The 26,479-nt window shown below is 70.7% G+C and carries 25 protein-coding genes; 11 read left to right on the top strand and 14 right to left on the bottom strand.

Annotated elements, in window-relative coordinates; translation table 11 throughout:
* Positions 1 to 81: 81 nt before the first annotated feature.
* The 6 genes from RIU97_RS11875 to RIU97_RS11850 form a co-directional block, all read right to left on the bottom strand.
* A complete protein-coding gene (locus tag RIU97_RS11875) occupies positions 82 to 987 on the bottom strand; it encodes a hypothetical protein (RefSeq protein WP_404955994.1) in 906 nt (301 codons plus the stop codon).
* An 80-nt stretch (positions 988 to 1,067) separates the two neighbouring features.
* Positions 1,068 to 2,159, bottom strand: coding sequence for an LOG family protein (locus RIU97_RS11870; protein WP_404955992.1), 1,092 nt, complete (start codon positions 2,157 to 2,159; stop codon positions 1,068 to 1,070).
* A gap of 26 nt (positions 2,160 to 2,185) precedes the next feature.
* Positions 2,186 to 3,259 (bottom strand): hypothetical protein, encoded by a 1,074-nt coding sequence (locus RIU97_RS11865; protein ID WP_404955990.1) that lies wholly within the window; start codon positions 3,257 to 3,259, stop codon positions 2,186 to 2,188.
* Complete coding sequence (locus RIU97_RS11860; RefSeq protein WP_404955988.1) at positions 3,241 to 3,999, bottom strand: ABC transporter ATP-binding protein; 759 nt, start codon at positions 3,997 to 3,999, stop codon at positions 3,241 to 3,243. The genes RIU97_RS11865 and RIU97_RS11860 overlap by 19 nt, the downstream gene beginning before the upstream one ends.
* Before the next feature lie 203 nt (positions 4,000 to 4,202).
* Positions 4,203 to 5,582 (bottom strand): aspartate aminotransferase family protein, encoded by a 1,380-nt coding sequence (locus RIU97_RS11855; RefSeq protein WP_351292904.1) that lies wholly within the window; start codon positions 5,580 to 5,582, stop codon positions 4,203 to 4,205.
* Positions 5,567 to 6,070, bottom strand: a complete 504-nt coding sequence (locus RIU97_RS11850; RefSeq protein ID WP_007266859.1) for an Lrp/AsnC family transcriptional regulator — start codon at positions 6,068 to 6,070, stop codon at positions 5,567 to 5,569. Before RIU97_RS11850 ends, RIU97_RS11855 begins: the two co-directional genes overlap by 16 nt.
* A gap of 168 nt (positions 6,071 to 6,238) precedes the next feature.
* On the opposite strand from RIU97_RS11850, the gene RIU97_RS11845 reads away from it, so the two are divergent.
* The 3 genes from RIU97_RS11845 (at position 6,239) to RIU97_RS11835 (ending at position 9,493) form a co-directional block, all read left to right on the top strand.
* Complete coding sequence (locus tag RIU97_RS11845) at positions 6,239 to 7,678, top strand: gamma-aminobutyraldehyde dehydrogenase (RefSeq protein ID WP_404955985.1); 1,440 nt, start codon at positions 6,239 to 6,241, stop codon at positions 7,676 to 7,678.
* A gap of 92 nt (positions 7,679 to 7,770) precedes the next feature.
* Positions 7,771 to 8,949: a spermidine/putrescine ABC transporter substrate-binding protein gene (locus tag RIU97_RS11840; protein WP_404955983.1), complete on the top strand. Its 1,179-nt coding sequence runs from the start codon at positions 7,771 to 7,773 to the stop codon at positions 8,947 to 8,949.
* 79 nt (positions 8,950 to 9,028) lie between these two features.
* Positions 9,029 to 9,493 (top strand): hypothetical protein, encoded by a 465-nt coding sequence (locus RIU97_RS11835; RefSeq protein WP_404955981.1) that lies wholly within the window; start codon positions 9,029 to 9,031, stop codon positions 9,491 to 9,493.
* Between the two features lie 3 nt (positions 9,494 to 9,496).
* Here the strand turns inward: RIU97_RS11835 and RIU97_RS11830 are convergent, their stop codons facing one another.
* The 5 genes from RIU97_RS11830 to RIU97_RS11810 form a co-directional block, all read right to left on the bottom strand.
* A complete protein-coding gene (locus RIU97_RS11830) occupies positions 9,497 to 10,696 on the bottom strand; it encodes a serine hydrolase (RefSeq protein ID WP_404955979.1) in 1,200 nt (399 codons plus the stop codon).
* 149 nt (positions 10,697 to 10,845) lie between these two features.
* Positions 10,846 to 11,514 (bottom strand): response regulator, encoded by a 669-nt coding sequence (locus tag RIU97_RS11825; RefSeq protein ID WP_404955977.1) that lies wholly within the window; start codon positions 11,512 to 11,514, stop codon positions 10,846 to 10,848.
* Entirely contained in the window at positions 11,511 to 12,653 is a 1,143-nt protein-coding gene (locus RIU97_RS11820; RefSeq protein ID WP_404955974.1) for a sensor histidine kinase, read from the bottom strand. The genes RIU97_RS11825 and RIU97_RS11820 overlap by 4 nt, the downstream gene beginning before the upstream one ends.
* Positions 12,654 to 12,706: 53 nt before the next feature.
* The gene (locus RIU97_RS11815; protein WP_404955972.1) at positions 12,707 to 13,396 is read right to left on the bottom strand and encodes a glycerophosphodiester phosphodiesterase; all 690 of its coding nucleotides are present in this window, start codon (positions 13,394 to 13,396) and stop codon (positions 12,707 to 12,709) included.
* A 36-nt stretch (positions 13,397 to 13,432) separates the two neighbouring features.
* A complete protein-coding gene (locus RIU97_RS11810; protein ID WP_404955970.1) occupies positions 13,433 to 14,458 on the bottom strand; it encodes an adenosine deaminase in 1,026 nt (341 codons plus the stop codon).
* A 110-nt stretch (positions 14,459 to 14,568) separates the two neighbouring features.
* On the opposite strand from RIU97_RS11810, the gene RIU97_RS11805 reads away from it, so the two are divergent.
* Positions 14,569 to 15,264 (top strand): DUF4190 domain-containing protein, encoded by a 696-nt coding sequence (locus tag RIU97_RS11805; protein ID WP_404955968.1) that lies wholly within the window; start codon positions 14,569 to 14,571, stop codon positions 15,262 to 15,264.
* Positions 15,265 to 15,384: 120 nt separating this feature from the next.
* Here the strand turns inward: RIU97_RS11805 and RIU97_RS11800 are convergent, their stop codons facing one another.
* From RIU97_RS11800 to RIU97_RS11790, 3 genes are all read right to left on the bottom strand, one after another.
* Positions 15,385 to 16,974: a TROVE domain-containing protein gene (locus RIU97_RS11800; protein WP_404955966.1), complete on the bottom strand. Its 1,590-nt coding sequence runs from the start codon at positions 16,972 to 16,974 to the stop codon at positions 15,385 to 15,387.
* Between the two features lie 443 nt (positions 16,975 to 17,417).
* Entirely contained in the window at positions 17,418 to 17,849 is a 432-nt protein-coding gene (locus RIU97_RS11795) for an NUDIX domain-containing protein (protein WP_404955964.1), read from the bottom strand.
* Positions 17,846 to 18,400: an NADAR family protein gene (locus RIU97_RS11790; protein WP_404955961.1), complete on the bottom strand. Its 555-nt coding sequence runs from the start codon at positions 18,398 to 18,400 to the stop codon at positions 17,846 to 17,848. The genes RIU97_RS11795 and RIU97_RS11790 overlap by 4 nt, the downstream gene beginning before the upstream one ends.
* Positions 18,401 to 18,594: 194 nt before the next feature.
* On the opposite strand from RIU97_RS11790, the gene RIU97_RS11785 reads away from it, so the two are divergent.
* From RIU97_RS11785 to RIU97_RS11755, 7 genes are all read left to right on the top strand, one after another.
* A complete protein-coding gene (locus RIU97_RS11785; RefSeq protein WP_404962816.1) occupies positions 18,595 to 20,112 on the top strand; it encodes a gamma-aminobutyraldehyde dehydrogenase in 1,518 nt (505 codons plus the stop codon).
* Positions 20,113 to 20,182: 70 nt separating this feature from the next.
* The gene (locus RIU97_RS11780) at positions 20,183 to 21,433 is read left to right on the top strand and encodes a spermidine/putrescine ABC transporter substrate-binding protein (protein WP_404955959.1); all 1,251 of its coding nucleotides are present in this window, start codon (positions 20,183 to 20,185) and stop codon (positions 21,431 to 21,433) included.
* A gap of 63 nt (positions 21,434 to 21,496) precedes the next feature.
* On the top strand, positions 21,497 to 22,645 hold the full coding sequence (locus RIU97_RS11775; protein ID WP_404955957.1) for an ABC transporter ATP-binding protein: 1,149 nt from the start codon (positions 21,497 to 21,499) through the stop codon (positions 22,643 to 22,645).
* Entirely contained in the window at positions 22,642 to 23,580 is a 939-nt protein-coding gene (locus RIU97_RS11770; protein WP_404955954.1) for an ABC transporter permease, read from the top strand. The genes RIU97_RS11775 and RIU97_RS11770 overlap by 4 nt, the downstream gene beginning before the upstream one ends.
* Positions 23,580 to 24,386 (top strand): ABC transporter permease, encoded by an 807-nt coding sequence (locus RIU97_RS11765; RefSeq protein WP_327416703.1) that lies wholly within the window; start codon positions 23,580 to 23,582, stop codon positions 24,384 to 24,386. The genes RIU97_RS11770 and RIU97_RS11765 overlap by 1 nt, the downstream gene beginning before the upstream one ends.
* Before the next feature lie 23 nt (positions 24,387 to 24,409).
* A complete protein-coding gene (locus tag RIU97_RS11760; RefSeq protein ID WP_404955951.1) occupies positions 24,410 to 25,828 on the top strand; it encodes an NAD(P)/FAD-dependent oxidoreductase in 1,419 nt (472 codons plus the stop codon).
* A gap of 148 nt (positions 25,829 to 25,976) precedes the next feature.
* The gene (locus RIU97_RS11755; RefSeq protein WP_404955949.1) at positions 25,977 to 26,441 is read left to right on the top strand and encodes a hypothetical protein; all 465 of its coding nucleotides are present in this window, start codon (positions 25,977 to 25,979) and stop codon (positions 26,439 to 26,441) included.
* The last annotated feature ends 38 nt before the right edge of the window (positions 26,442 to 26,479 follow it).

Here is a 26,479-nt window from a genome sequence, read left to right as displayed (position 1 = left end):
CCCCTGGTCCAGCAAGCGGCAGCCACCGCCGCGCCACCACCAGGAGACGGCCGACCGGGTGACGCCCGGCCGGCCGACGGGTCAGCCGACCGGCTCCGGCACCGGGGTCCCGGACTCCTCCTCGGCGCCCTCGTGCTTGCCGTACCAGGCGACGGCCACCGCGCCCGCGACGGCCAGGACGAAGCCGAGGACCGCGAGCCAGGCCAGGCCCGGGCGGGAGGCGTCACCGAGCCAGAGCACGCCGATCGCGCCCGGGAGCACCGTCTCGCCGACGACCAGGGCCGCCGTGGCGCCGTTCACCGAGCCGATCTGGAGGGCGATCGTGTGCAGGTACATGCCACCGATGCCCGCCACCAGAATGGCGTAGAGGGCCGGGTCGGAGAGGAAGGTGCTGAGGTCGAACGGGTCCACGCCGTCCAGGATCCGGACGCCGACGCCGAGCGCGCCGAAGCCCAGGCCCGACAGCAGGCCTGCCAGGATCGCGGCCCCGCCGCCGAGGAGGCGTACCGCGACCGTGCCGCCCACCATCAGCAGCAGGGTGATCCCCAGCAGCCACCAGTGCGTGGACATCGGCGCGTGGTGGCCGCCCTCGTGGCCCGCCGCCGTCGCCAGCAGCACCAGCGCCGTGCAGACGACGCCGATCGAGGTCCACTCCTTGCGGGTCAGCCGGATGCCCAGCATCTTCACGCTCAGCACGGCCGTGATCACCAGGTTGGCGCTGATGACCGTCTGCGAGAGGAATAGGGGAAGGAGTCGGGCGGCCAGGGCGCCGAGCCCGAAGCCCACGAAGTCCAGAATCGTGCCGACGATGAATTCCCAGGTCATCGCCGCCTTCGCGGTGGAAGACAGGTTGGGGCCGCCGTGGGCGGTCACCCCGGCGGCGGTCGGGGACATCCGGGCGGCGCGGCGCGATCCGACGGCTTGCAGCACGGATCCCGTGCCGTAGCAGATGGATGCCGCGACGGCGGTCAGCAGGCCTATGAGCACCAAGGGCTCCGTTCACGTCTGGCAGGTTTTGCGGTACCTCTGCCAGACGTGCGAACGGGCCGCGAAGTTGCTTCCGGAGCTCAGCTCATTGACGCGAGTACGCCGGGGACCTCGTCCACCGAGTCGACCAGCGCGATCCGGGACTCCATGGCGCGGCCCCGGGCCAGTGCCTGGAGCAGGGGCCAGGCCGGGAGGTGCTCGGTCCAGTGGGTGCGGTCGACCAGGATCATCGGTGCCGGCTCGCCCCGGGACCCGTAGTAGTTCGGGGTGCCGTTGTCGAAGATCTCCTGGACCGTGCCCGCGGCGCCGGGCAGGAAGACCACGCCCGCGGTGGACCGGGCCAGTAGGCCGTCCTCCCGGGTGGCGTTCGCGAAGTACTTCGCGATGTGCCCCGCGAAGGCGTTCGGCGGTTCGTGCCCGTAGAACCAGGTCGGGATGCCCACCGAGTCGCCGCCTGCGGGCCAGCGCTCCCGTACGGCGAAGGCCGCGCGCGCCCAGTCGGACACCGACGGCGTGAAGGACGGGGCCTTGGCGAGCAGCTCCAGGGCCTCCTCGAGCGCCTCGTCCGGGGCAGGGGCCAGGAAGGCGCCGAGGTTGGCGGCCTCCATCGCGCCGGGGCCGCCGCCGGTCGCCACGGTCAGCCCGGACCGGGCCAGGGCCCGGCCCAGCTCCGCCGCGCCGCGGTAGTCCGTGCCGCCGCGGGACATGGCGTGGCCGCCCATCACGCCGACGACCCGGGCGCCGACGAGGTGTTCGTCGAGGGCGTCCGATACGGCGTCGTCGTGGACGGACCGGAGCATGGAGGAGAAGACGTCACCGTCGGCCTTGGTCTCCTGGAACCAGGCGTAGGCCAGGGCGTCGGGGGTGGCCTCGTACCCGTCGGGCAGCCCGGCGAAGAGCTCCTCGGGCGTGTAGAGCAGGCCCCGGTACGGGTTGAACGGCAGGTCCGGGACGGGCGGGAAGACCAGCGCGCCGTCGGCGCGGACCTTCACCGCGGCGTCGGGCTCCATCGCGCAGCCCAGGAACACGGCTGCCGAGGTGTCGGCGGAGAGCAGGGCGAAGGTCCGCTCCAGCAGGTTGACCGACTGGATCCGGTAGCCGCTGAGGGAGCCGCGTGCCACGACCTGGTCGAATTCGGCGAGCGTCTCGATCTCGATGTCTGCGTTGACCATTCGGCCCACCCTAAGGGCTGCCCGCGTCAGCGGGTCAGTGCCAGCGACGTCAGCTGCGCCACACCCCAGCTGAGCGGAACGCACACCGCCACGAGCGCGCCGGCCCGCAGACTCGCCGCCGTACGCAGGACCTTGGCGGGAGCGCCCAGGTCGAGCAGGGCCTCGCGCGCGGCGCTCCGGACGCGGCGGGCCTCCACCGCGGATGTGAGAAGGGTCGCGGTCGCGCACAGGGCCACGAGCGCGGCGGCCGGACCGGTCAGCGGGCCCAGCGGAACGAGCGGCCCGCCCCCGTCGCGCAGGGCCAGGGCGGTGAGGGCGCCGACGCCGACCGAGCACAGCACCCCGAGCGGCGGGCCGATCCGGGGCGCCTCCTCCTGGAGGACCCGCCCGGCCAGCAGCCGCAGCGCGCCCGGGCGCACGGCCTGGATCAGGCTCCCGGAGGCGTAGGCGAGGCCCGGCCCGGCGAGGGCGAGCCCGATCGCGGTCAGCACCCAGCCGGCGAGCGCCCCCGGGCCGCTCCGGCCCGCGTAGGCCTCGACGGCGAGCCCGCAGGCGGTCAGCGTGATCCCCCAGGGCAGGCCGGTCTGCGGGGCCAGCGGCCGGTGCGGGCGCAGGGCGAGGACGGTGGCGGCCGAGGCGGTCAGCGGGACCAGGGTCAGCAGGGTGAGGGCGGCCGCCACGGGCAGCGGCTGGTCCGCGTGGAGCAGCCCGGCCCCGGCTCCGTCGAACGGCAGCCCGGCCAGGTCCCCGCGCAGGTGGAGGAAGGCCGCCAGGGCCACGGCGCTGCCCAGGGCGCAGGCGACGGCGGTGGAGATCGCGGCGACCAGGGCGAGCCGTACGGGTCCCAGCCCGGCGGCGTCCATTCCCTCGCGGGGCCGGTTCGCGGGGTCGGCCCGGGCCACGGTCACGGCGAAGTGGACGGTGACGGCCAGCGGGATCAGGGCCCACAGCAGGCGAGGGAACGATCCGGCGGGCCGGGCCACGGCCCCGGCGAGTACGGAGAGCAGCAGGAACCCGGTCCCGGCCGAGGCGGCGGCGACGAGGAGCCGCCGCAGCTGGACGAGCGGCCGGGAACCGCGGGCTAGGCGGAGAGCGAGCACGCGGCCTGGCCCTCCGGGGTGTCGGGGACGGGGGAGGAGGCGGCCGCGGTCCCCGCGAGCCGGCCGTCGAGCAGCGCCAGGCGGCGGTCCGCGACGGCCGCGGTGGCCTCGTCGTGGGTGGCCAGCAGGACGGTGATCTCGTGGGACCGGGCCGCGGTGGTGAGCGTCCGGAGCAGCAGGGCCCGCTCGGCCCGGTGCAGCGGGGCCGTGGGATCGTCGGCGAAGATCACCGCGGGCTCGTTGACCAGGGCCCGGGCCAGCGCGACCCGCTGGGACTCGGCGCGGGTCAGGGCGCCGGGGCGCTTGCGGGCGAATCCGCCGATGTCGAGGCGGTCCAGCCATTCGCAGGCGGCGCTCTTGGCGGCGCGGTGGGGGGCTCCGGCGAGGAGCAGCGGCAGGGCGGCGTTCTCCCAGACCTTGAGCTCGGGCAGCAGCTGCGGCTCCGGGCCGATCCAGCCGAACCGGTCGCGGCGCAGCCGTTCGCGGGCCAGCGCGCCCATGGTGTGCACGGGGACGCTGTTGAACCAGACCTCGCCCTGCTCGGGGCGCAGCTGCCCGGACAGGCAGCGGAGCAGGGTGGTCTTGCCGCTGCCGCGGGGACCGGTCAGGGCCAGGATCTCGCCCTGGCGGACTCCCACGGAGACCCCGACGAGAGCGGGGGATCCGTCGTGGGAGTACTGCAGGGACCGCGCCCACAGGACGTCATTGTCAGGCGGGGCATTGTCCGGTGGAGCCACCATGGCGTACACCTCCGTCCGGGGGAACGAAGCGGAGCCGGTTCGGTCACTGGCGCCGCAATGAGATGTAAAGAGATGAACGTCTTGGATGGTGACAGCACACGGCCCGGACCCCCGCGTTCTCACTCGAACGGAGGATCCGGGCCGTGTGACCGGACTATTGCAGCCTCGGAGGATTTACATCCCGGCCGGTCCGGTGGACCTGCTTACAGCTTCGTCCAGGCCTCGGTGAGCACCGAGCGCAGGATGCCTTCGATCTCGTCGAAGGTGCCCTGGTCCGCGATCAGCGGCGGCGCCAGCTGGATGACCGGGTCACCGCGGTCGTCGGCCCGGCAGTACAGGCCGTTCTCGAAGAGCGCCTTGGAGAGGAAGCCGTAGAGCACGCGCTCCGTCTCCTCGTCCGTGAAGGACTCCTTGGTGTCCTTGTCCTTGACGAGCTCGATGCCGTAGAAGTAGCCGTTGCCGCGGACGTCGCCGACGATCGGCAGGTCGTGCAGCTTCTTCAGCGTCGAGAAGAAGGCGTCCTCGTTGTCCAGCACGTGCTGGTTGAGGCCTTCCTTGTCGAAGATGTCGAGGTTGGCCAGCGCGACGGCCGAGGAGACCGGGTGGCCGCCGAAGGTGTAGCCGTGCAGGAAGGTGTTGTCGCCCTTGTAGAAGGGCTCCGCGAGGCGGTCGGAGATGATGCAGGCGCCGATCGGGGAGTAGCCCGAGGTCATGCCCTTGGCGCAGGTGATCATGTCCGGCACGTAGTCGAACTTGTCACAGGCGAACATCGTGCCCAGACGGCCGAACGCGCAGATCGTCTCGTCGGAGACGAGCAGGACGTCGTACTCGTCGCAGATCTCGCGGACCCGCTGGAAGTACCCGGGCGGCGGCGGGAAGCAGCCGCCGGCGTTCTGCACCGGCTCCAGGAAGACGGCGGCGACGGTGTCGGCGCCCTCGAAGAGGATCTCCTGCTCGATCTGGTCGGCGCACCAGCGGCCGTAGGCCTCCGGGTCGTCGCCGAAGATCGGGGCGCGGTAGATGTTGGTGTTCGGCACCTTGTGCGCGCCGGGGACCAGCGGCTCGAAGGGGGCCTTGAGGGCCGGCAGGCCGGTGATGGACAGGGCGCCCTGCGGGGTGCCGTGGTAGGCGACCGCACGCGAGATGACCTTGTACTTGGTGTGCTTGCCCTGCAGCTTGAAGTACTGCTTGGCGAGCTTCCAGGCGGTCTCGACGGCCTCACCGCCACCGGTGGTGAAGAAGACCTTGTTCAGGTCGCCCGGGGCGTAGTGCGCGAGGCGCTCGGCGAGCTCGACGGCCTTGGGGTGCGCGTACGACCAGATGGGGAAGAACGCGAGTTCCTGCGCCTGCTTGTAGGCGACCTCGGCCAGTTCCTTGCGGCCGTGACCGGCGTTGACCACGAACAGTCCGGCGAGACCGTCGAGATAGCGCTTGCCCTTGTCGTCCCAGATGTAAGTGCCCTCGCCCCGGACGATGGTGGGGACGGGGGAGTTCTCGTAGGACGACATGCGGGTGAAGTGCATCCACAAGTGGTCGTACGCGGTCTTGGAGAGGTCCTGGCTCACGGTTATCGGGTTCCCCACATGTAGGTCTGCTTCTTCAGCTTCAGGTAAACGAAGCTTTCGGTTGATCGCACGCCGGGGAGCGTGCGGATCTTCTTGTTGATCGTTTCGAGCAGGTGGTCGTCGTCCTCGCAGACGATCTCCACCATCAGGTCGAACGACCCTGCGGTCATCACGACGTACTCGCACTCGGCCATGGCGGTCAGCGCGTCGGCCACCGGGTCGAGGTCGCCCTCGACGTTGATGCCGACCATGGCCTGGCGCCGCAGGCCCACGGTGAGCGGGTCGGTGACGGCGACGATCTGCATGACGCCCTGGTCGAGCAGCTTCTGTACGCGTTGGCGCACTGCCGCTTCGGAGAGGCCGACGGCCTTGCCGATCGATGCGTAGGGACGGCGTCCGTCCTCCTGCAGTTGCTCGATGATCGCCAGGGACACAGCATCGACCGAAGGGGACGGTTGTCTGTTCCTGGAATCTGCGCTTCGACTGACCACGACCTCACTGTGCACGAGGGTCGTCTGTTCCGCAAGGCCGAATCGATGAAATCCGTTGTTTGGGGACTCTGATCTCACTGATTTCGTAGTTGGTGGCCTCCGGGTCTGTCGAAAGCCTCCGCCGAGGGGCTAGGCTTGGTAATCGTCTCAATCGTTGGACATGTGATCAGGAGTGTGGCTGTAGTGACCACCGAACTGCGTCGTCTGCGCAACTACATCGGCGGGGAGTTCAAGGACGCCGCCGACGGGCGGACCACCGAGGTGGTCAACCCGGCCACCGGCGAGGTGTACGCCACGGCCCCGCTGTCGGGCCAGGCCGACGTCGACGCCGCCATGGCCGCCGCCGCGGCGGCCTTCCCGGGCTGGCGCGACACCACCCCCGCCGAGCGCCAGAAGGCGCTGCTGAAGATCGCGGACGCCTTCGAGGCGCGCGCGGACGAGCTCGTCGCCGCGGAGTCGGAGAACACCGGCAAGCCGCTGGGCCTCACGGCCAGCGAGGAGCTGCCGCCGATGGTGGACCAGATCCGCTTCTTCGCGGGCGCCGCCCGTCTGCTGGAGGGCCGCTCGGCCGGCGAGTACATGGAGGGGATGACCTCGATCATCCGCCGTGAGCCGGTCGGCGTCTGCGCCCAGGTCGCGCCGTGGAACTACCCGATGATGATGGCCGTGTGGAAGTTCGCCCCGGCCATCGCGGCGGGCAACACCGTCGTGCTCAAGCCCTCGGACACCACCCCGGCCTCCACCGTCCTGATGGCGGAGATCATCGACTCGGTCCTGCCCAAGGGCGTCTTCAACGTCGTCTGCGGCGACCGCGAGACCGGCAAGGCCATGGTCGAGCACTCCACCCCGGCGATGGCCTCCATCACCGGCTCGGTGCGCGCGGGCATGCAGGTCGCCGAGAGCGCCTCCAAGGACGTCAAGCGCGTCCACCTGGAGCTCGGCGGCAAGGCCCCGGTCGTGGTCTTCGAGGACGCCGACATCCCCAAGGCCGTCGAGGACATCGCGGTCGCGGGTTACTTCAACGCCGGCCAGGACTGCACCGCCGCCACCCGCGTGCTCGTGCACGAGTCGATCCACGACGAGTTCGTGGCCGCGCTCGCCAAGGCCGCCGCCGACACGAAGACCGGCCAGCCGGACGACGAGGACGTGCTGTACGGCCCGCTGAACAACCCGAACCAGCTCAAGCAGGTCGCGGGCTTCATCGAGCGCCTCCCCGCCCACGCCAAGGTCGAGGCGGGTGGCCACCAAGTCGGCGAGAAGGGCTTCTTCTACGCCCCGACCGTGGTCTCCGGCCTCAAGCAGGACGACGAGATCATCCAGAACGAGGTCTTCGGCCCCGTCATCACCGTCCAGTCCTTCACGGACGAGGCCCAGGCCCTGGAGTACGCGAACGGCGTCGAGTTCGCCCTCGCCTCCTCCGTGTGGACCAAGAACCACGGCCGCGCGATGCGGATGTCCAAGAACCTCGACTTCGGCTGCGTGTGGATCAACACCCACATCCCGCTCGTCGCCGAGATGCCCCACGGCGGCTTCAAGAAGTCCGGCTACGGCAAGGACCTCTCCGCCTACGGCTTCGAGGACTACACGCGCATCAAGCACGTGATGACCTCGCTCGACGGCTGACCGGTCGCATCGATCACAGCACAGCGTTGATGGGGCGGGCAGTAGACAACATGTCTATTGCTCGCCCTTCCGCGTTCCCCGAGGCTGTGCCCATGCCTGAACTCGCCTTCTCCCGCCGTGCGGCGCTGTACGGCCTCGGTGCCGCGGGCCTGTCGGCCGCCCTCGCCGGCTGCGGTGTGCCCGCCGCCTACGTTCCCGAGGAACGGCGTACGGGACCGGACCGGTCCGAGCGGGACCGGAGCGTCGCCTTCTCCAACTGGCCGCTCTACATCGACACCGACGAGGAGGACGAGGAGCGCCGCCCGACGCTGGAGGCCTTCTCGGAGCAGACCGGCATCGAGGTCCGGTACACCGAGGAGATCAACGACAACGACGAGTTCTTCGGCAAGGTCAGCCCGGCCCTGATGAACCGCCAGGAGACCGGCCACGACCTGGTCGTGGTCAGCGACTGGATGGCCGCCCGCTTCGTCCACCTGGGCTGGGCCCAGAAGCTGGACCGCTCGGCGCAGCCCAACGTGGCCAGGCACCTCGACCCGCAACTGCGATCCCCCGCCTTCGACGAGGGCCGGCTGCACACCGTCCCCTGGCAGTCGGGGATCACCGGCATCGCCTACAACCGCAAGGCCCTGGGCCGGGAGATCAAGTCGGTCGAGGACCTGTGGCACCCGGACCTGGCGGGCCGGGTCACCCTCTTCTCCGGCCTCGACGAGTCCTTCTCCCTGCTGATGCAGGGCAACGGCGTGGACGTCACCCGCTGGACCGAGTCCGACTTCCACCGGATGTGCGACCAGGTCGAGAGCATGGTGAAGAAGAAGCACATCCGCCGCTTCACCGGAAACGACTACACCTCCGATCTGAGCAAGGGCGATGTCCTCGCCTGCCAGGCCTACTCCGGTGACGCCATCCAACTGCAGGCCGACAACCCGGACATCGAGTTCGTGGTCCCCGAGGAGGGGGCCGAACTCTGGGCCGAGAGCCTGCTCGTTCCCAACCTGGCCCGGCACAAGGAGAATGCCGAGGCCCTCATCGACTACTACTACGCGCCCGAGGTGGCCGCCGCGCTCGCCGCCTCCGTCAACTACGTCTGCCCCGTCCCGGCCGCCCGTGAGGTCCTGGCCGCCTCCGACGACCAGGAGACCGCCGAACTGGCCGAGAACCCGCTGATCTTCCCGGACGACGAGATGCGCAAGCGGCTGGTCGTGGCCCGGGACATCTCCTCGGCCGAGCGCCGCTCCCTCGCCAAGCGCTGGAACGCGATCGTCGGACTCTGACCGCGCACCCGGCAGCGAATATTGAACGCGTTCAGCAACTTGGCTGAACGTGTTCAGAAATAGGCGTAGGCTTCCTTCCATGAGCGAGAGAAGCGCCCTTGAGCGGCGGATCCGTGCCTGGTTGACCCTGTTCCTGATCTGCCTGGTACTCAGCGGCCTTACGGCGTTCCCCCTGGTCAGTGAGCTTCGTTGGGCCAATGCGCTGATCGACAACGAGTGGCTGCGACGTGTGGGCGACGGGCTGGACCAGGCCGATGCCGACTACCCCTTCCTCCTCTACGGAACCGACTGGCTCGCCTTCGCCCACCTCGTCATCGCGGTCTTCTTCTACGGAGTCCACCGCGACCCGGTCCGCAACATCTGGATCGTCGAAGCCGGCATGATCGCCTGTGCCGGCGTGATACCCCTGGCCCTGATCTGCGGCCCGATCCGGGGCATCCCCATCTGGTGGAGCGTCATCGACATGTCGTTCGGAGTCTTCGGGGTGATCCCCTTGCTGGTGCTCCGCCGTATGATCAAGCGCCTTGAAGCGATGCCCGCCTGATGCCTACTTGGCGAAGGCCGCCATCACGACGCCCAAGACCACCGGGTTCATGTCCTCGCCCTTGGCGTTCGTGGAATTGACCGAGTAGACCAAGGTGCGGGACAGGTCCCGGGTCGCGCCCATGCCGGTGTTGTACCCGTGCCGGCCACCGGACTTGCCCCACAGCACCGTGCCGTCCGGCAGGGTGATCCTGGACATTCCCGCAGTCATCTCGGCGGCCTCCCCTTTGCCGAAGGTCTTCACCGCGGGCACCGTGAACATCTCTTCCAGCTGGGCCGCCGGCACGACCCGCCCGCTGAACAGGGCCTTGGTGAACCGCTCCAGGTCGGCCGTGGTCGAGATGATGTCCCCCGCCGCCCAGCGGTCCGAGGAGTTCCACTCGGTCACGTCCCGCAGCTCCCGGGAGCCGTCCGCCCCGGTTATCGCCTGGTACCCCCGGTTGTGCGGACCGTGGATCCTCGTCTGCGTCCGGGACGGAAACGAGGTCTGGTGCAGACCGAGCGGCCTCAGGATCCGCCGGCCGACCGCCTCCTCGTACGAGGTGCCCGTCACCTTCTCGACGAGCACGCCCAGCAAGGTGTAGTTGATGTTCAGGTAGTGCTGGGCCGAGCCCGGGGCGAACTCCCGCTTCTTCGCGAGGGCATTGACCAGCTGGTCGTGCGGGTCGGTCACATCGAAGCGGTGCTCCCACTGCGCCTCGAACGAGTCGCCCGGGCCGTCCGCCGCCGGTATGCCGCTCGTGTGGTTGAGCAACTGCCGGACGGTGACCGCGCCGTAGCCATCGGGGACGGTCCCGCGCAGGTACTGCCGGACCGGCCGGTCGAGGTCCACCCGGCCCTCGGCCGCCAGCTGGAGGACCACCGCCGCGGTGAAGGTCTTGGTCACCGACCCCGCCCGGAACCTCCCCTGGCCGACGGCCGCCCGCCCGGTGACGATGTCCGCGACCCCGGAACTGCCCCGCCAGCTGCCGCTCGTACCCCCGACGCGGACCAGCGCGGCGGTCGCGTCCTTGTGTTCCGCCCCGAGACCGGCAATCGCCCGCTCCAGGACCGCCGCATTCGGCGGGGTCGGAGCGAGGGGCGCCGAGACGCCCGCCGTGCCCCTCGCCGGCGCGGGAACCGAAGCGGCGTGGGCGACGGCCGGACCGGAAGCGATCCCCAGGACCAGAGCGGCCGCGATCAGCGTGCGCCTACGTGCGTTCATGGTGGTGTGCTCCCCCTGTGAGGCATCGGGGCCGTCTGCCCCGATGACCTCAATGCTCCAGGTCAGAGGGGTAGTTGCGGATCACCATCAAGAGGGGTCTTCACCGGTACGACAACTACCCGGCGCGGGGGAGGCGACACGCCGTCCACTCACTCCCCAGAGGGAGTACCCGCCGCGATCAGGCCCGTCTCGTACGCGCAGATCACCGCCTGGATCCGGTCCCGCAGCCCCAGCTTCGCCAGCACGTTCCCCACGTGCGACTTCACCGTGTGCTCGCTCACCACCAGCGACGCCGCGATCTCCGCGTTCGACAGGCCCCGCCCCAGGTGCAGCAGCGTCTCCCGCTCCCGCGCCGTCAGCACCTCCAGCCGGTCCGCCGGAAGGGAAGGCCGCACCGTCGCCGCCGTGTACTCCTCGATCAGCCGCCGCGCCACCGAAGGCGCCAGCAGCGACTCGCCCGCCGCCACCACCCGTACCGCGTGCACCAGATCGTCCCGCCGCACGTCCTTCAGCAGGAACCCGCTCGCCCCCGCGTGCAGCGCCTCGTACACGTACTCGTCCGAATCGAAGGTCGTCAGCATCACCGTCCGGCACGCGCTCCGCGCCGAGATCGCCCGGCACGCCTCGATCCCGTCCAGCACCGGCATCCGGATGTCCAGCAGCGCCACGTCCGGAGCGAGCCGGGCCACCGCCGCCACCGCCGCCGCGCCGTCCCCCACCTCCGCCACGACCTCGATGTCCTCCTGGACGTCCAGGATCATCGCGAACCCGCTGCGCACCAGCTCCTGGTCGTCGGCCACCACCACACGGATCGTCAATTCCCCACCTCCAGCGGTGAGGTTACAAGGACGGCCCGCACCTCGAACCCGGAGCCGTCGCGCCGCGGCCCGCACTCCGCCGTGCCTCCGTGGGCCGCCGCCCGCTCCCTGATCCCGATCAATCCGTGCCCGCCGCTTCCGCTTCCGCCTCCGCTTCCGGCGCCCGCCGGCCCCCGTCCGTCGTCCGCCACCGTGACCGCCAGCTCCCGCGCCCCGTGGTGCAGCCGTACGCTCACCTGCCGGGCCCGCGCGTGCTTCACCACGTTCGTCAGCGCCTCCTGCACGATCCGGTACACGGCCGTGTCCACCGCCGGGGGCAGCCCCTGGACCTCGCCCGTCGCCTCGTACGCGATCTCCGGCCCGCCCCGGCGCACCCGGTCCAGCAGCGCCGGGAGCGACGCCACCCCCGGCTGCGGCTCGCGCGGCGCCGGGCCGTCCGCCTCGCGGAGCACCCCCAGCATCGTGCGCAGCTGCGCCATGGCCTCCCGGCCCGTCTCCGAGATCGCCTCGAAGGCCGCTTCGGCCCGCTCCGGCGCCCGCCGCACCGCCACCGGCCCGGCCTCCGCCTGCACGATCATGATGCTGACGGCGTGCGAGAGGATGTCGTGCATCTCCCGCGCGATACGGGCCCGCTCCCGGGCCACGGCCTGCTCCGCCTCGATCCGGTTCGCCCGCTCCAGCTGCGCCGCCCGGTCCTCCACGGCCGCGGTATAGGCCTGCCGGGTGTACTGGAGGCGGCCCAGCGCGTAGGCGGCGCCCGCGCAGAACAGAGTGAAGGACAGCTCCCTGGCCGAGCCCGCCTCCAGCCCCACGGACGCGGCGACGGCCACCACCGAGCCCGCCCCGACCGCCGCCCGCACCCGGCCGGGACACTGCAGGGCGACCGTGAAGAAGGCCATCAGTCCGGCGTACGGAAGCGGCTGGCCGGGCCCGTCCATCGTCACCTTGTAGACGCCGCCGATCAGCAGGATCGCCACCAGGACGAGCACGGGCCGGCGCCGCCGCCACACCAGCGGCACCACCCCCAGCGTGGTGACCGCGTACGAGGCCCAGGTCGTCGGAGGAAGCCCGGGCTCCCGCGGCAGCACGAACGGCATCGTGACGGCCAGCTGCACCAGCACGGTCAGGCCCAGGTCCACGACCCATGGACGGGCTCCGCGTAGCCGCCGGACCCGCCGCCCCAGCGCGGGTATCACCGTCCGGACTCGGCCCGAACGCGCGCCAGCACGTCCACCCGGTTCGTGGTGACCGCGTCGACCCCCGCCTTGACGAGCGACTTCATCGTCCACCGGGTGTCCGCGGTCCAGGCCGAGACCAGCAGGCCGTCCCGGTGGAGCGCGTCCGTCAGCTCCCGGCTCACCAGCCCGAAGCGGTAGTTGAGCCAGCGCGGGGCCACGGCGTCGATCAGCACCCGGCGCGGGGGCGACAACGTGGTCCAGGTCAGCGCGATCTCCGCGCCCGGATCGGCCGCGCGGACCGCCAGCATCGAGTTCGGGCCCGCGCAGTAGTACGTCCGCTCGCGGGCCCCGCACTCGCGGACGAGGCCCACCACCGTGCGCACCGACTCGGAGGTGGCACCCGGGAGGTCCAGCATCAGCCGCCCCGCCCCGGCGGCCATCAGGGCGTCGCGCAGCGTGGGAACGCCGCCCTCCGTCAGCTCCTTGAGCTGCGGGGCCGTGACGTCGTCGAGGCGTACGTCATGGCCCCACAGCCGTTGGAGCGTCTCGTCGTGGAGCAGGACCGGCACCCCGTCGCGGGTCAGCCGCACGTCGATCTCGACCGCGTCCGCCCCGTGCGCGAACGCGGAGCGGATCGAGGGCAGGGTGTTCTCGCGGAAACGGTAGGGATCGCCGCGGTGGCCGACGGCAGTCAGGGTAGGCATGGCCCCATTCTCCGTGCCGCGGACGTCAATTGGACGTCAGCGCGCCAGCCATTCGGCGGTGTACGCGTCGATCTCCGCGGTGATCTCCGCCTTGCCGGCCGGGTCCAGGAAGGAGGCCTCGACGGCGTTCTTGGCGAGCTGGGCGAGCCCGCGCTCGTCGAGGTCGAGGAGGCGGGCGGCCACCGCGTACTCGTTGTTGAGGTCGGAGCCGAACATCGGCGGGTCGTCGCTGTTGATGGTGACGAGAACGCCCGCCGCGACCATCTCCTTGACGGGGTGCCGGTCGAGGTCGGTGACCGCGCGGGTGGCGATGTTGGAGGTCGGGCAGACCTCCAGCGCGATCCGGTGCTCGGCGAGGTACGCGAGGAGCTCCGGGTCCTGGGTGGAGCTGGTGCCGTGGCCGATGCGTTCGGCGCCGAGCTCGCGGATGGCGTCCCAGATCGTCTCCGGGCCGGTGGTCTCGCCGGCGTGCGGCACGCTGTGCAGGCCGGCGGCGCGGGCCGCGTCGAAGTACGGCTTGAACTGCGGGCGCGGGACGCCGATCTCGGGCCCGCCCAGACCGAAGGAGACCAGGCCCTCGGGACGCAGGTCGACGGCGAGCCGGGCGGTCTCGGCGGCGGCCTCCAGGCCGGCCTCGCCGGGAATGTCGAAGCACCAGCGCAGGATGACGCCGAGTTCGGCCTCGGCGGCCTTGCGGGCGTCCTCGATGGCCTCCATGAAGGCCCGCTCGTCGATGCCGCGGCGGGTGGAGGAGTACGGGGTGATGGTCAGCTCGGCGTAGCGGATGTTCTGCCGGGCCATGTCGCGGGCGACTTCGAAGGTGAGGGTGCGCACGTCGTCCGGGGTGCGGACGAGGTCGACGACCGACAGGTAGACCTCGATGAAGTGGGCGAAGTCGGTGAAGGTGAAGTAGTCGGCGAGGGCCTCGGGGTCGGTGGGGACCTTGGAGTCGGGGTGCCGGGAGGCGAGCTCGGCCACGATGCGCGGGGATGCCGAGCCGACGTGGTGGACGTGGAGTTCGGCCTTGGGCAGCCCCGCGATGAAGGGGTGCAGGTCGGTCATGGGGTTGCCTCCGGGAGGACGCGGGTGCGGGCAGGTCGGGATTCATCGTAGGCAGGCCCGTGACTGTCGGTGCCAGCGCTTAGCATGGCTGTACGAGAGGGGGGCGCCGCATGACTGACAGCAGTCCCGAGCCGCGAGACCCGTGGGCACCGCCGGAGCGGCCCGCGGTGGAGCTGGGCAAGTCGCAAGGCACACCGGGCGCGCACGGTCCGCCGGGCGCGTCGGGTCCGCCGTCCGTGCACGACCAGCCGACGCTCGCGGGGATGCCGGGAGACCAGCTGCCCCCGACCGCCCCGACACCGGCGCCCGCCCCGGCCGCGCCGCAGGCCGGCCCCGCGTCCGCGGCGTACGGATACCCGGTCCAGCCCGGCTACGGATACCCCGGCGACGCGGGGTACCCCGGTCCCGCCGGATACCAGGGGTACCCGGGCCCGCAGGGGTACCCGGGCCACGGCTCGTACGCCCCGTACGCGCCGTACGGTGCGCAGCCGAGCAACGGCTTCGGCATCACCGCGCTCGTCCTCGGCATCATCTCGGTCGTCGGCTGCTTCCTGAGCTTCATAGGCGTGGCGCTCGGGATCGGGGCGGTCGTCTTCGGCGCCCTGGGCAAGGGCAAGGCGAACCGCGGCGAGGCCGACAACGGCGGGGTGGCGCTCGCGGGCATCATCCTGGGCGTCATCGGCATCGTGCTGGGCGGGCTGATGCTCGCGGCCGTGTTCGCCAGTTTCATGGACCTGGGGCCGCTCGAAGAGTCGCCGTCGTACGACAGCCCCTACGACAACTCCCAGGTTCACGAGAAGGTCTGACCCCAGGTCACCGGAGCCCGGGGCGCCGCCCGCCCGGTGCCCCGCCTGCCCGGTGCCCCGGCGACCCCGGGGCGCGACGCCCCCGAGTCCGGACCCCCCGACCCCGGGCCCCGGGCCGCCTCAGGAGGCCCAGGGCCAGTCCGCGTTCCGGCCGTCCTCGATCAGGGACACCATCCGGAAGGCGCCGTCGGTGAGCCCGCCGAAGGTGTGCCGGTTCCCCCCGCCGGAGGGCGCGTGCCCGACCCGGTAGCCCGCCAGGTTCCAGGTGTAGACCGGCACCTCGGACGGCACCTCCACCGTCGGATCGCCGCCGTAGCCGTAGGAGCCCGCCTGTTCGTCGGTGATGATCAACACCCGGTCGTGGTTCCGGTAGTGCTGCTTCACGGCCTGGGCCGTATAGGTGCCGCCGAGGTTCTCGAAGCGCTCCAGCACCTTCAGCACGGACTCGCCCCGCGTGTTCGGGACCGCCCTGCTGGTCGAGCCGAACTGCACCAGGTCGGCCTGCTCGGCCCGCAGCGCCACCGCCGACCCGAACACGGCCGCCGCATCCGCCCGGTTGAGCTTCGAGCGGTCCGACAGCGGGGACCACATCGACCCGGACCGGTCGACGAGCACCAGCGTCCGGCCCGGCAGCGCCGGTACGTTGGCGAGCGAGTGGCCGAGCGCCTGCTCCAGCGGGTACGCCCAGCGCAGCGAGGGGGCGTGCTGATAGGCGGCCAGGTAGCGGAAGGGGAACTGCCGGGACCGGGCGACGGCCTCCGGGTCGGAGATCCTCGCCGCGACCTGTGCGGCCACCGCGTCCGAGACCCCGGCCTGGTCGAAGTTGCGCAGGTTGCGCAGCAGTGCCATCGCACCCATGGACGGGATGACCGCCTCCCAGGCGGTCGCGTCCATCGGCCCCTGCAGCCAGCCGGCCAGCGCCTCCCAGGTCATGCCCGCCGCCGCGAGCCGCTCCGCGCCGTCTGCGGCGAGGACCACCGCACGCCGCTCGGAGACCGGAAGCTCCATCAGCGCCCGGTGGGCGGCGAGGGTGCGGTTGCCGGCCGGGACCTGCGCGTCGTCCGGGTTGTGGCGGCGGTCGAGGGCGTAGCGGAACAGCTCGCCCTGCCAGGGCTTGGCCGGGTCGGGGGAGGCGTGCGCGAGGTTGAGGACGTCACCGAAGCGGTAGGCCTTGGAGTCGGTGTCGTACTTCAGCAGCGAGGTGCCCGAGTAGAGCCGACGTACGGCGTCGGCGATGCCGCGCTTGACGGGCTTGGGCACGCCCCGCCCGTACGTGGCCGTCCAGTAGCCCAGCAGCTCACCGGGCTCGTCCGCGCGCCGGAGTACGGAATCCACGACCTGGCGGTTCGAAGGCCCGTCGGTGGCGCCCGCGTCGAGCCGGGCCTTGACGTACTCGGCGGCGCCGACGAGCGAGGCGGTGCGCATGTTCGCGTCCCCGCGGAGCCAGCCCAGCAGGCCGGCCGTCCACGCGGGGTCCTCGACGGCGAGGGTGCGCACGAGCGCGGCGAAGCGGTCGTCGCGGGCCTCACCGCTCTCGTACGCGGTGCGCTGCGTCACGAAGTTGGCGACGGCGAGCAGGAACAGCTCCGAGCGCGGATCGCGCAGGAGGCCGGGGCCGCCCTCAGCGGTGCGGGCGCGGCCGGTGGAACGCACCGGCGACGTGGGCGCGGCGGGCGCCGACTTGGACGCGCGCAGGTTGAAGCGGGCCATGAGAATCCCCCCGAATTCGATGGAAGCGGAGAGGCGTTGCGTGAGGGATGCCCGAGATCAGAAGTCGGCGGCGGACTTTATGCCCGACGAGCTGCCTGACTGCTCCACCGGCCCGTTCCCTTGCGGGTGACGAGCCGGGTGGGATTCGAACCCACGACCTCCGGGTCCCCAGAAGTAGCCGTCGCCTGCGCACCGGGCATCCCCCACGCGGGCCTCCCGAGATCAAGGTGGCGGCGGCCTGGGTTTCTTTGCAAAAGAAGGAGCCGCTGCCTGCGCACCGGGAGGTGCGTGACGTAGGTGTCCAGAGAACAAGGCCGGCGAAACCACGTGGTGCTCTGCCAACTGAGCTACACCGGCATGACACCGGTGACGGGACTCGAACCCGTGACCGCCCGATTTGGAGTCGAAGTAGGTCTCGCCTTCGCACCTGGACGAGGATCACGTTAGGCGGCGGGGCCGGGATCCACCACGCAATTACTGAGCAGGGTGGGCACCATGACCGACTCGCCGTCCGTACCGCGCGAGAGCGGGACCCAGATGAGCCCGACCATCCGCGGGCAGTCGCACTCCAGGTCCGCGTCGACGCCCAGGACCGGCTCCCCGGGCGCCACGTCCACGCGGAAGCAGGAGGTCCAGCCCGAGGGGTAGGGCGCGTCGTACGCGTACCGCACGCCCAGGGCGTGCAGGCCGGTCTCCTCGGCCACCTCCCGCCGGACCCCCTCCTCGGGCTCCTCGCCCTCCTCCAGACCGCCGCCGGGCAGGGTCCAGTACTCCGGCCCGTCGTGCCGGCCCGTGGCCCCCCTGCCGCGCTCGCGCACCATCAGTACGCAGCCGTCGCGGACTATGACCGCGGCGACCCGGCGCCGCTCCGTCACGCGCCGTCCTCGCGCAGCCGCTGCCGGGCCTCCATCAGCGCGAAGCCCAGCAGGTTCAGCCCGCGCCAGCGTGCCGGGTCCAGGGCGCGCTCGTCGTCGGCCGCGAGCCCGATGCCCCAGATCCGGTCCATCGGGCTCGCCTCCACCAGCACCCGGTTCCCGGTGCCCAGCAGGTACGAGCGCAGCGCCGGGTCGGAGCCGAACTTGTGCACGCTGCCCTCCACGACCAGGGCGAAGCGCTCCCGCTCCCATATCGCGTTGTCGAAGCCGCGCACGAGCCGTCCGGCCTTCTTCGCGGCCGCCGGACTCTTCGCCTCCAGAGCGGCCCGCTCACCCTCGGCGTCCCCGAACAGCCTGGCCTTGCCGGCCATCATCCAGTGCTCGGCCGTGGCGTAGCGGACGTCACCGACAGTGAAAGCCGACGGCCACCACTGGCTCAGGCAGCTCGGGCCGAGCCTCCCGTCCGGCAGCGGCCGGTGCCCCCAGAACGGCAGGTACTTCACCCGTTCACCGCGGCTGACCTGCTTGATCAGGTCCTCGATCATCTCCATGCACGCGAGTCTGGCAGTTGCCACTGACACTTCGTACGGGATTTCCGGTGTGCCTCGACACATGGTCGACCGATTCCGTCGCGTAATCAAAAGGCAACAACGGAATCACTTGGCCGAGGGCACCACCTCTGTCAGGATCGGCACTCAATTCGAGCTGTAGCTCGAACTGTAGCTACGGAGAGCGTGAGAGCGTGATGGGCAACCGCTTCCAGGTCAAGGACCGCTTCGCAGACGGCGCGCAGTACATCGACGGGCAGCTCAGGCCCGGCACCTCCGGACAGTCACACACAGTGGTCGATCCGGCGACCGGCGACGAGGTCCTCACCTACGAACTGGCGAGTACCGCGGACGTCGACGAGGCGGTCGCCGCTGCCAAGCGTGCCTTCCCGGCATGGTCCGGCGCCACCCCCGGCGAGCGTTCGGACGCCCTGCACCGGCTGGCCGCCGTGCTGGCCGAGCAGGCGGAGGACTTCGCCTACGCCGAGTCCCTGCAGTGCGGCAAGCCGATCAAGCTGTCCACGGAGTTCGACGTGCCGGGGACCGTCGACAACACCGCCTTCTTCGCGGGAGCCGCCCGCCACCTGCAGGGGCAGGCCGCCGGCGAGTACTCCGGCGACCACACCTCCTACGTGCGCCGCGAGGCCATCGGAGTCGTCGGCTCCATCGCGCCCTGGAACTATCCGCTCCAGATGGCCGCCTGGAAGATCCTCCCGGCGATCGCCGCGGGCAACACGATCGTCCTCAAGCCCGCCGAGCTCACCCCGCTGACCTCCCTGATGTTCGCGCAGGCGGCCAAGGAGGCGGGCCTGCCCGACGGCGTGATCAACATCGTCACCGGCGCCGGCCGCGTGGCCGGAGAGCACCTGGTCGGCCACCCCGACGTGGTGATGACCTCCTTCACCGGCTCCACCGCCGTCGGCAAGCGCGTCGCGGAGATCGCCACCGCCACCGTCAAGCGCCTCCACCTGGAGCTCGGCGGCAAGGCCCCCTTCCTCGTCTTCGACGACGCCGACCTGGAGGCCGCCGCGCACGGCGCCGTAGCCGCCTCCCTCATCAACACCGGCCAGGACTGCACGGCCGCCACCCGCGCCTACGTCCAGCGCCCCCTGCACGACGCCTTCGTCGCCCGGGTGGCCGAGCTGATGGAGACCGTGCGCCTCGGCGACCCCTTCGCGCCCACCACCGACCTCGGCCCGCTGGTCTCGCACGCCCAGCGCGACCGGGTCGCCGGCTTCGTCGAGCGGGCCCGCGCCTACGCCACCGTCGTCACCGGCGGGGAGATCCCGGCGGGCGAGCTGGCCGACGGCGCGTACTACCGGCCCACCCTCATCTCCGGCGCCGCCCAGGACAGCGAGGTGGTCCAGTCCGAGATCTTCGGTCCAGTCCTCGTGGTCCTGCCCTTCGACACCGACGACGAGGGGATCGCGCTGGCCAACGACACCCCGTACGGACTCGCGGCCTCCGCCTGGAGCCGCGACCTCTACCGGGCGAACCGCGCCACCCGTGAGATCCAGGCGGGCTGCGTCTGGGTCAACGACCACATCCCGATCATCAGCGAGATGCCCCACGGGGGCTACAAGGCCAGCGGCTTCGGAAAGGACATGTCCGCGTACTCCTTCGAGGAGTACACGCAGGTCAAGCACGTGATGTACGACAACACGGCGGTGGCCGCGAAGGACTGGCACCGCACCATCTTCGGGGACCGTCCGTAAACCATCTGCGGCTACCGCCGCGTGGCACCACCGCCCGACCAGCGGTACACCTCCCGAAAGGGCACAGCGCATGGAGCAGTTCGAGCCCGACCGCCTCTCGGCGGCGCAACTCGCCGCGATGCGGCGCAGCCTCACCAGTGGGCGCGGCGCCCTCACCCGCCGCTCGCTGCTGCGCGCCTCCGGAGTCGGAGCGCTCACCCTAGGCGGCCTGGCCGCCCTCGCCGGGTGCGGCATCCCGCCCGCCAAGCGCGAGGGCGACACGGCGGTGGCCTCCGACGACCACTCGGCCGGGGAGAAGGAGATCAACTTCTCCAACTGGACCGAGTACATGGACACCAGCGAGGACGAGAAGAGCCGTCCGACCCTGGAGGAGTTCACCAAGCGGACCGGGATCAAGGTCAAGTACACCGAGGACATCAACGACAACGTCGAGTTCTTCGGCAAGATCAGGCCGCAGCTCGCGGCCGGCCAGGACACCGGCCGCGACCTGATCGTCGTCACCGACTGGCTCGCCGCCCGCATCATCCGGCTCGGCTGGGCGCAGCGGCTGGACCCCTCGCACCTCCCGCACGCCTACGCCAACCTGATCCCGCAGTTCCGCACCCCGGACTGGGATCCGGGACGGGCGTACAGCTACCCGTGGACCGGCATCGACACCGTCATCGCCTACAACGAGAAGGCGACGGGCGGCAAGAAGGTCGACTCGGTCACCCAGATGCTCGACGACCCCACCCTCAAGGGCCGCGTCGGCTTCCTCACCGAGATGCGCGACAGCGTCGGCATGACCCTGCTCGACCAGGGCAAGGACCCGGCCAACTTCACCACCGCGGACTTCGACGGGGCGATAGGCCGGCTCCAGAAGGGCGTGGACACCAACCAGATCCGCCGCTTCACCGGCAACGACTACACGGCGGACCTCGACAAGGGCGACCTCGCCGCCTGTCTCGCCTGGGCCGGCGACATCATCCAGCTGCAGGCCGGCAACCCGGACATCAAGTACGCCATCCCCGCACCGGGATACATCACCTCCAGCGACAACCTCCTGGTCCCCGCCAAGGCCCGGCACAAGGCCAACGCGGAGAAGCTCATCGACTTCTACTACGAGCCCCCGATCGCCGCCCAGCTGGCCGCCTTCATCAGCTACGTCTGCCCGGTCGAGGGCGTCAAGGACGAGCTGGCCAAGATCGATCCCGAACTCGCGGACAACCCCCTGATCGTCCCGGACAAGGCGATGGCCGCCAAGGCCCACGCCTTCCGCTCCCTCTCCAGCGAGGAAGAGACCGCGTACGAAGAGAAGTTCGCCAAGCTCATCGGCGCGTAGCCGTACGCGCCCGCCGCGAACCCTCCCTTGCCCGCTCCGCCCACCCACCCCCGGGACCCATTCATGACTGACAAGACCGCGGGCGGCGACGTCCGCCTCTCCGGGATCAGCAAGCACTACGGCACCTTCACCGCCGTGCACCCGCTGGATCTCACCATCCCCCAGGGCTCCTTCTTCGCCCTGCTCGGCGCCTCGGGCTGCGGGAAGACCACCACCCTGCGCATGATCGCCGGCCTGGAGGAGCCCTCCACCGGCACGGTCCACCTCGGCGACCGGGAGGTCACCGACCTGCCGCCGTACAAGCGCCCGGTCAACACGGTCTTCCAGAGCTACGCACTGTTCCCGCACCTGAACATCTACGAGAACATCGCCTTCGGGCTGCGCCGCCGCGGCATCAAGTCGGTCAAGAAGCAGGTCGACGAGATGCTGGAGCTCGTCCAGCTCGGTCAGTTCGCCCAGCGCAAGCCGCACCAGCTCTCCGGCGGCCAGCAGCAGCGCGTAGCCGTCGCCCGCGCCCTGATCAACCACCCGCAGGTGCTGCTCCTCGACGAGCCGCTCGGCGCCCTCGACCTCAAGCTGCGCCGCCAGATGCAGCTGGAGCTCAAGCGGATCCAGACCGAGGTCGGCATCACCTTCGTGCACGTCACGCACGACCAGGAGGAGGCCATGACCATGGCCGACACGGTCGCCGTGATGAACGGCGGCCGCGTCGAGCAGCTGGGCGCCCCCGCCGAGCTGTACGAGAACCCGGGCACCACCTTCGTCGCCAACTTCCTCGGCACCTCGAACCTCATCGAGGCGAACGTGGAGTCCGCCGGATCCGACGTCGTCGTCTCGGCCTCCGGCACCACCCTCCGGCTGCCCGCCGCCCGATGTTCGACCACGCCCCGCGCCGGCGGAAAGCTGCTGGTCGGCGTGCGCCCGGAGAAGATCTCCCTGGTCCACGCCGACGAGGAGCACACCATCGCGGCCGGCCGCAACAAGGTCCCGGGCCGAATAGCGAACTCCTCCTTCATCGGCGTCTCCACCCAGTACGTGATCGACAGCCAGGTCTGCCCCGAGCTGGAGGTGTACGCCCAGAACATCGAGCGCGACGCCCGTCTGGTCCCGGGCGCCGAGGTGATCCTGCACTGGAACCCGGAGCACACCTTCGGCCTCGACGCCGCCCAGGACATCGACGCGGGCATCGAGACGGTGGAGGAGAGCGCGTGACCAGCCCCGCTACAGACACAGCGCCGCCCCAGGCGCCCGCCTCCGCCGAACCCCCCGTGCACAAGCCGTCCGTGCGCAAGCGGCTGATCCCGTACTGGCTGCTGCTCCCGGGCATCCTGTGGCTGCTGGTCTTCTTCGTGCTGCCGATGATCTACCAGGCCTCCACCTCGGTGCAGACCGGCTCCCTCGAAGAGGGCTTCCAGGTCACCTGGCACTTCCAGACGTACTGGGACGCGCTCACCGAGTACTACCCGCAGTTCCTGCGCTCCCTGCTGTACGCCGGCACCGCGACCGCGCTGTGCCTGCTGCTCGGGTACCCGCTGGCCTACCTGATCGCCTTCAAGGCGGGCCGCTGGCGCAACCTCCTGCTGGTCCTGGTCATCGCCCCCTTCTTCACCAGCTTCCTGATCCGCACGCTGGCCTGGAAGACGATCCTGGCCGACGGCGGCCCGGTGGTCGAGGTGCTCAACACCGTCGGCTTCCTCGACGTCACCAGCTGGCTCGGCATGACCGAGGGGGACCGGGTACTGGCCACGCCGCTCGCGGTCGTCTGCGGTCTGACGTACAACTTCCTCCCCTTCATGATCCTGCCGCTGTACTCCTCGCTGGAGCGCATCGACACCCGCCTCCACGAGGCGGCCGGGGACCTGTACGCCCACCCCGCCACGGTCTTCCGGAAGGTGACCTTCCCGCTCTCCATGCCGGGCGTGGTCTCCGGGACCCTGCTCACCTTCATCCCGGCGAGCGGCGACTACGTCAACGCCGAACTGCTCGGCTCCACGGACACCCGGATGATCGGCAACGTCATCCAGTCGCAGTACCTGCGGATCCTCGACTACCCGACGGCGGCCGCGCTGTCCTTCATCCTCATGGCCATCGTGCTGATCATGGTCACCATCTACATCCGCCGAGCGGGGACGGAGGACCTGGTCTGATGCGCACTCCCCTCACCTGGCTCCGGCGCAATCTGGTCGTCATCGCGGGCCTCGGCACGCTCGCGTACATGATCCTGCCGAACGTCGTCGTCACCGTCTTCTCCTTCAACAACCCCACCGGGCGGTTCAACTACGCCTGGCAGGAGTTCTCGCTCGACGCGTGGAAGGACCCCTGCGGCGTCGCCGACATGTGCGGCTCGCTCTCGCTGTCGCTCCAGATCGCCCTGTGGTCCACCCTCGCCGCGACCGCCCTGGGCACCGCCATAGCCTTCGCGATGGTCCGTTACCGCTTCCGGGGACGCAGCGCGGTCAACTCGCTGATCTTCCTGCCCATGGCCATGCCGGAGATCGTGATGGCGGCCTCGCTGCTCGCGCTCTTCCTGAACATGGGCATCCAGCTGGGCTTCTGGACGATCCTGATCGCCCACATCATGTTCTGCCTCAGCTTCGTCGTGGCCGCCGTCAAGGCGCGGGTCCTGTCCATGGACCCGCGGCTGGAGGAGGCCGCCCGGGACCTCTACGCGGGCCCGGTGCAGACCTTCGTACGGGTCACCCTGCCGATCGCGGCCCCCGGCATCGCGGCGGGCGCGCTGCTCTCCTTCGCGCTCTCGTTCGACGACTTCATCATCACCAACTTCAACTCGGGCAACACCGTCACCTTCCCCATGTTCGTGTGGGGATCGGCCCAGCGCGGTACGCCTGTGCAGATCAACGTCATCGGCACGGCGATGTTCGTCATCGCGGTGCTGGTGGTCCTCGTCGGCCAGATGGTCGGCAACCGCCGCAAGAAGGCACAACCGAAGTAGACCCCTGTAGGGAGTTGGAAGACATGGCCCCAGTCGCCATGCGTAGTGTTGCGAAATCCCTTTCCGAAGCGAAGCCGGTCTCGTACTGGCTGGACGACCCCGGCAAGCCCGCGCCGCAGCCGGCTCTGACCTCGGACGAGCGCTGTGACCTGCTGGTCGTCGGCGGCGGATACAGCGGGTTGTGGACCGCGCTGCTCGCCAAGGAGCGCGACCCGGGGCGGGACGTCGTACTCATCGAGAGCAAGGAGGCGGGCTGGGCCGCCTCCGGGCGCAACGGCGGTTTCTGCGCCGCCTCCCTGACCCACGGGCTCGCCAACGGGGTGGCCCGCTGGCCGGACGAGCTCGCCCGGCTGGAGGAACTCGGCGCCCGCAACCTCGACGCCATCGAGGAGGCCGTCACCCGCTACGGCATCGACTGCGACTTCGAGCGGACCGGCGAGATCGACGTCGCCACCGAACCCCACCAGGTGGAGGAGCTGCGCGAACTCCACGAGGAGGCGCAGCGCCTCGGCCTGGCCGGCGGCTCCGAATGGCTGGACGCCGACGCCCTGCGCGCCGAGGTCGACTCGCCGACCTTCCTCGCGGGCCTCTGGGACCGCGACGGCGTCGCCATGCTCAATCCGGCGAAACTGGCCTGGGGCCTCAAGCAGGCCTGCCTCGACCTCGGGGTGCGGATCTACGAGAACACCCGCGGCCTGAAGATGTCCGCGGTCGGCACCGGAATGGCCGTCCAGACCCCGTACGGCACGATCCTCGCCCGCCGGGTCGCCCTGGGCACCAACATCTTCCCCTCGCTGGTCAGGCGGATCCGTCCCTTCACGGTTCCGGTCTACGACTACGCGCTGATGAGCGAGCCGCTGGACGAGGCCCAGCTCGCCGCCATCGGCTGGAAGAACCGGCAGGGGCTCGGCGACAGCGCCAACCAGTTCCACTACTTCCGGATCACCAAGGACCACCGGATCCTGTGGGGCGGCTACGACGCGATCTATCCCTACCGGGGGAAGCTCGACTCCGAGTACGACCACCGCCCCGAGACGTACCTCAAGCTCGCGGAGCACTTCTTCACCGCCTTCCCGCAGCTGGAGGGGCTGAAGTTCAGCCACGCCTGGGGCGGCGCCATCGACACCTGCTCGCGCTTCTCCGCCTTCTTCGGCACGGCGCACTCCGGGAAGGTGGCCTACGCGGCCGGCTACACCGGGCTCGGGGTGGGCGCCACCCGGTTCGGCGCCGACGTGATGCTGGACCTGCTCGACGGCCTCGACACCGAGCGCACCCGGCTGGAGATGGTGAAGTCCAAGCCGATGCCGTTCCCGCCCGAGCCCTTCGCCTGGACCGGGATCACCCTCACGAAGTGGTCGCTGGCCCGCGCCGACCGCCGCGGCGGGCACCGCAACCTGTGGCTCCGCACGCTGGACCGCTTCGGCCTCGGTTTCGACAGCTGAACGCACGCGCCCCCGGCGCACACCGCCGGTCACCGTGTGACCCGATTCACTACCATGGAGTAACGAAACCCGCGTCATAGTCGCGCCCGGCCCCGCTCTCTCCCGGTGAGAACCCTTCACCGCGCACGAGACGAACGGAGGCCGGGCGATGACGTTCCCGGGGGCCAAGACGGCAGTGGAATGGCTGGTATCGGTGGCGCCGGACCCCGATGCCTGCCGGTGGGAGTGGGAGCGCAACCCCCTCGGGGTCGTCCTGCTGCCCGCCGGCCGGCGGTGGGACGTGCTCATCCTGCCCGGGGACCTGGGGCAGGCCACCCTCGACGTACTGCGGCTCATCACCGACCGGCCCGGCCCGGTGCTCGCCGACTTCGGCGACTCCCGGATGGGCTTCTTCGTGCCCGCGGGCACCGCGTCCCGCTGGCTCGGCACGGGCGTACGGGGCGCCGGGCGCGGGACCTGGATCGTCGTCCCGTATCCCGGCCGGGCCACCGGCGGGGTGCGCTGGGCGGTGCTCCCGGACGGGGAAGGGACCCTCACCGACCCGGCCGTGCTGGAGCTCGCGATGCACGAGGCGGCCGCGAGCGTGCTCGCAGGGGAGGGCCGGACCTCTTGACAAGGGTATTGGTCTGGACCATCTTGGGCGCCGCTGAC

Origin of the sequence: Streptomyces sp. 147326, assembly GCF_045000215.1 — a bacterium.
In the GTDB taxonomy this organism is placed as follows: Bacteria; Actinomycetota; Actinomycetes; order Streptomycetales; family Streptomycetaceae; genus Streptomyces.
This window is presented reverse-complemented; position numbering and strand designations above follow the sequence as displayed.

Bases quoted from the DNA above. Each gene is read 5' to 3' on its own strand.
- RIU97_RS11870 (WP_404955992.1), bottom strand. From the start codon at position 2,159: ATGGTCAACGCAGACATCGAGATCGAGACGCTCGCCGAATTCGACCAG.
- RIU97_RS11860 (WP_404955988.1), bottom strand. From the start codon at position 3,999: ATGGTGGCTCCACCGGACAATGCCCCGCCTGACAATGACGTCCTGTGG.
- RIU97_RS11840 (WP_404955983.1), top strand. From the start codon at position 7,771: ATGCCTGAACTCGCCTTCTCCCGCCGTGCGGCGCTGTACGGCCTCGGT.
- RIU97_RS11835 (WP_404955981.1), top strand. From the start codon at position 9,029: ATGAGCGAGAGAAGCGCCCTTGAGCGGCGGATCCGTGCCTGGTTGACC.
- RIU97_RS11830 (WP_404955979.1), bottom strand. From the start codon at position 10,696: ATGAACGCACGTAGGCGCACGCTGATCGCGGCCGCTCTGGTCCTGGGG.
- RIU97_RS11815 (WP_404955972.1), bottom strand. From the start codon at position 13,396: ATGCCTACCCTGACTGCCGTCGGCCACCGCGGCGATCCCTACCGTTTC.
- RIU97_RS11810 (WP_404955970.1), bottom strand. From the start codon at position 14,458: ATGACCGACCTGCACCCCTTCATCGCGGGGCTGCCCAAGGCCGAACTC.
- RIU97_RS11805 (WP_404955968.1), top strand. From the start codon at position 14,569: ATGACTGACAGCAGTCCCGAGCCGCGAGACCCGTGGGCACCGCCGGAG.
- RIU97_RS11800 (WP_404955966.1), bottom strand. From the start codon at position 16,974: ATGGCCCGCTTCAACCTGCGCGCGTCCAAGTCGGCGCCCGCCGCGCCC.
- RIU97_RS11790 (WP_404955961.1), bottom strand. From the start codon at position 18,400: ATGGAGATGATCGAGGACCTGATCAAGCAGGTCAGCCGCGGTGAACGG.
- RIU97_RS11785 (WP_404962816.1), top strand. From the start codon at position 18,595: ATGGGCAACCGCTTCCAGGTCAAGGACCGCTTCGCAGACGGCGCGCAG.
- RIU97_RS11780 (WP_404955959.1), top strand. From the start codon at position 20,183: ATGGAGCAGTTCGAGCCCGACCGCCTCTCGGCGGCGCAACTCGCCGCG.
- RIU97_RS11775 (WP_404955957.1), top strand. From the start codon at position 21,497: ATGACTGACAAGACCGCGGGCGGCGACGTCCGCCTCTCCGGGATCAGC.
- RIU97_RS11765 (WP_327416703.1), top strand. From the start codon at position 23,580: ATGCGCACTCCCCTCACCTGGCTCCGGCGCAATCTGGTCGTCATCGCG.
- RIU97_RS11760 (WP_404955951.1), top strand. From the start codon at position 24,410: ATGGCCCCAGTCGCCATGCGTAGTGTTGCGAAATCCCTTTCCGAAGCG.
- RIU97_RS11755 (WP_404955949.1), top strand. From the start codon at position 25,977: ATGACGTTCCCGGGGGCCAAGACGGCAGTGGAATGGCTGGTATCGGTG.